At 38.8% G+C, this 3,527-nt stretch carries 3 protein-coding genes, 1 pseudogene and 1 riboswitch; of the genes and pseudogenes, 3 read left to right on the top strand and 1 reads right to left on the bottom strand.

Features of this window, described 5'->3' with window-relative positions:
- Positions 1 to 362: 362 nt before the first annotated feature.
- Entirely contained in the window at positions 363 to 662 is a 300-nt protein-coding gene (locus AC1DPQ_RS21520) for a transposase (protein ID WP_477582573.1), read from the top strand.
- Positions 663 to 752: 90 nt separating this feature from the next.
- Here AC1DPQ_RS21520 and AC1DPQ_RS21515 read toward each other — a convergent pair whose 3' ends face one another.
- Positions 753 to 2,042, bottom strand: a complete 1,290-nt coding sequence (locus AC1DPQ_RS21515; RefSeq protein ID WP_477610825.1) for a voltage-gated chloride channel family protein — start codon at positions 2,040 to 2,042, stop codon at positions 753 to 755.
- Between the two features lie 19 nt (positions 2,043 to 2,061).
- Positions 2,062 to 2,124: riboswitch (Fluoride riboswitch) on the bottom strand.
- Between the two features lie 64 nt (positions 2,125 to 2,188).
- On the opposite strand from AC1DPQ_RS21515, the gene AC1DPQ_RS21510 reads away from it, so the two are divergent.
- Both AC1DPQ_RS21510 and AC1DPQ_RS21505 read left to right on the top strand, forming a co-directional pair.
- Positions 2,189 to 3,154 carry a tryptophan 2,3-dioxygenase family protein gene (locus AC1DPQ_RS21510; RefSeq protein WP_477610824.1) on the top strand — a complete coding sequence of 322 codons (966 nt, stop codon included), beginning with the start codon at positions 2,189 to 2,191 and terminating at the stop codon, positions 3,152 to 3,154.
- Positions 3,155 to 3,298: 144 nt separating this feature from the next.
- Positions 3,299 to 3,527: pseudogene (locus tag AC1DPQ_RS21505) on the top strand (branched-chain amino acid aminotransferase); the annotation flags it as partial.

Below are 3,527 nucleotides of genomic sequence, written 5' to 3'. Positions count from 1 at the left end.
GCCAGTAGGTTGTCAAAGCTTTTTATAGCCTATTTTTAGTATATTGGTTTATTAAGCATTCTTATGGCAAAGACCGAACATTACTATACTAAATTTGAACAAGGAAAATTCTATCACATTTATAACCGATCTATAGATAGGCAACCACTTTTTAAATCAGATGCTAATTATAGGTTTTCCTAAAAAAATTCGATCTATACCTTTCCAATGTTTTAGATGTATATGCATATTGTTTATTAGGGAATCATTTTCATCTGCTAATCCGGGTTAAAGAAAGTTTAAAGGCTAATGACCCAATTAGTGAATTTTCAGTGCATGATATTGTAAGCAAACAATTCAGAATATTTTTCCAATCATACGCATTGGCATTTAATATCCAGCATAAAAGAATAGGTACATTATTTCAAACGCCATTTAAACGTGCTCAGATAAACGACGAATCTTATTTTACAAGGCTTGTTTATTATATTCATTCTAATCCTCAAAAGCATAATCTTATTTCCGATTTCAGAGATTGGAAATGGAGTTCTTACGGTCGGATTTTACTTGAAGCCAATACTAAATTAAAGAAACATTATGTGTTGGATTGGTTTGGTGGAAAAGCAGGGTATCTAAAATTTCACTCTGACATTCAGGATATTATCATGTTTGATGAACTTTGACAGCCTTCTTTGCAATCTCTAGAAGATTATCAAAACCAATTCGATAAGCTTTGACAACCTTCAGGCCTCTTGTTGAGAAGGTTGTCAAAGCTACCTCAAAAACTGATGCCTCTTCAACAACAAATGCTTAGGTGTACCTATCGTTTGCGACCGATAAATTCCCGTATGGCCAGAAAATAAGTAAGCAGTAACACAGGTTAAGGCGATATAAATTCCCGATGAGGTACCAAATAGCTCTACGCCCATAAAAATACAAGCCAAAGGGGTGTTCGCTGCCCCTGCAAAAACAGCCACAAAGCCCATTCCTGCCAACAGTCCAAGAGGTAAGGGGATAAAGAAACTCAAAAAACTACCCAGTGTGGCCCCAATAAAGAAAAGTGGAGTAACTTCGCCGCCCTTAAACCCTGCACTCAGGGTAAATGCTGTTAAAAATAATTTGATCGCAAATGTATAATACGCTTCTTGTTGAACAAAGGATTCTGAAATAACCGGAATGCCCAAGCCGATATATCGTGTATTCCCGATCAGGTAAATAATGGCGATTAAAACTAATCCACCAATAAATGGCCTTAATGGTGGGTATTTGATTTTACTGAAAAGACTTGATAAGCTATGGTTTAAGGCCGAAAAAGATCTCGCCACCAGTCCAAATAATATTCCAGCACCTAAGGATAACAGTAAATTGATCGAATTCATTTCCGGCACCAGAGAAATGGAATAATGGGTATGCCCAACACCCCAGCTTTTGCAGGCATAATCGGCAATAATTGCAGTAATAAATGAAGGAAGAATGGAACTATAGGTTAAACTTCCAATAACGAAAACTTCCAATCCAAATACAGCGCCTGCCAATGGTGTCCCGAAAACAGAGGCAAAGCCAGCAGCGATCCCGCAGATGAGGATCACTTTTCGATCTCTGGCTTTAAGTTTAAACAGTTTCGTAAACTGATCGGCAAAGGCTCCTCCAATTTGCACAGCTGTACCCTCTCTTCCAGCCGAGCCGCCAAATAAATGGGTAATAATCGTGCCTGCAAAAATGAGTGGCGCCATAATCAGCGGAATCACATTTTTGGGCGATTGTAATTCCTCAATCAAGAGGTTGTTGCCCTTTACAACGGCTGCACCCCAGTAATGGTAAGCCAGGCCAATGAGTATACCGGCAATTGGTAAAAAGGCGATAATCCAGAGGTGTTGTTCACGGTAATTGGTTGCCCAGTTTAAAGTTTCTAAAAACAGGGCAGAGGCAGAGCCTATAATCCCACCCAATATTGCAGAAATCAACAGCCACTTTAATGTGCTAATTAAGAGTAATCCGAAGTCGAGTTTAATAAAATGTTTAATAGACAGAAGAAATCCTTCTGTTAGTTTTTTAACAGGCATTTGAATTCAATTTTAAATAAAAATCGTAGGAGTCATCAGCCTGTTTGGGCGGTTTTGGCGGTACTCCATCGCCATTGTCCCAAATGTATAAAATTTAGTTATTTGTTGCAAAATCTTTATCACCTTTGTGCAGCTAACTTTAAACCATGGATTTCACACCCGAAATAAAAGACAAATTACATCAACTGCAAGAAAAGTATACGGCAATGGGGCAAGATATGGCATCGTACCTCGATGGACTCTTATATGCCGATTTCTTAACCTATTGGGACTACATTCATTTGGATACTTTACTGAGCTTGCAGAATCCTAAAACACCAATTCCGGATGAAGAGATTTTCATCATGTACCATCAAATCACGGAACTTTATTTTAAGCTCGCACTGCATGAATGCAGGCAGATTGCTGAACATGAAAATTTAACCGCCGAGTTTTTTACTGCACGCGTAAAACGGATCAACGCTTATTTCAATGCCTTAACCACTTCTTTCGAGGTGATGGTTGATGGTATGGAGAAAGAGCAATTCCTGAAATTCCGCATGTCGTTATTGCCTGCCAGTGGGTTCCAATCTGGCCAGTACCGGATGATCGAGATCTGTGCTACAGATTTTATCCAATTGGTAGATAAAAGCAAACGCGAAGAACTAAGTACTGCAACAATAGCAGAACAATTCGAAAATATTTACTGGAAATTCGGTGCAACCGAGCTGTCTTCGGGTAAGCAAACTTTAACCTTAAAGCAATTTATTAAAAAGTATGCTGCTCAGTTTCTACAACTGGCTAAAGATCGCACTTTAACTAATTTTTCTGCTTTATACCATCAATTGCAAGCGAATGGAGCTGATGTTTCTGCCCTTGCAGAGGAGTTGCGCAAGTTAGATTTGTATGTAAATGTAGAATGGCCTTTATCGCACTACAAATCGGCCGTACGTTATTTGGAGAAAGATCCGGTTGATATTGCAGCAACAGGTGGAACCAACTGGCAAAAGTATCTGCCTCCGCGTTTTCAGAAGAGAATCTTTTATCCGTTCTTATGGACCGGTGAGCAAATGGAAGAGTGGGGTAAAGGTTGGGTGCTTAGTGTACTTRAAACACTCAAAAACAAAGATTAATATTACAAAAAGCTATTAAAAAAGCCTGTTTTTTCTTAATTTGCGCGAAATAATTAATGACAGAATGAGCGAACTATTGAATAAGAGAATGAGCGGTAAAACACTCAACCATTCGATCATTCACCCATTCAAAATTCAAATACAATGACCGAGACATTAGATATAAAAATCACCAAAGCAGCGCAAACACGTTTGGCTGTTACTGATTTTTCGCAATTACCGTTCGGTAAGGTTTTTACCGATCACATGTTTACTGCCGACTACGAAGATGGCGAATGGAAAAATTTACAGATTCTTCCTTATGGTCCAATTCCGATGAGCCCGGCAATTTCTGCACTTCATTACGGACAGGCGATTTTCGAAGGATTAAAGG

The sequence above is a fragment of the Pedobacter sp. 01T416_2 genome (assembly GCF_056398925.1).
This window is presented reverse-complemented; position numbering and strand designations above follow the sequence as displayed.

Excerpts from the sequence above, each read along its gene's own strand:
- AC1DPQ_RS21515 (WP_477610825.1), bottom strand. The coding sequence starts at position 2,042 with ATGCCTGTTAAAAAACTAACAGAAGGATTTCTTCTGTCTATTAAACAT.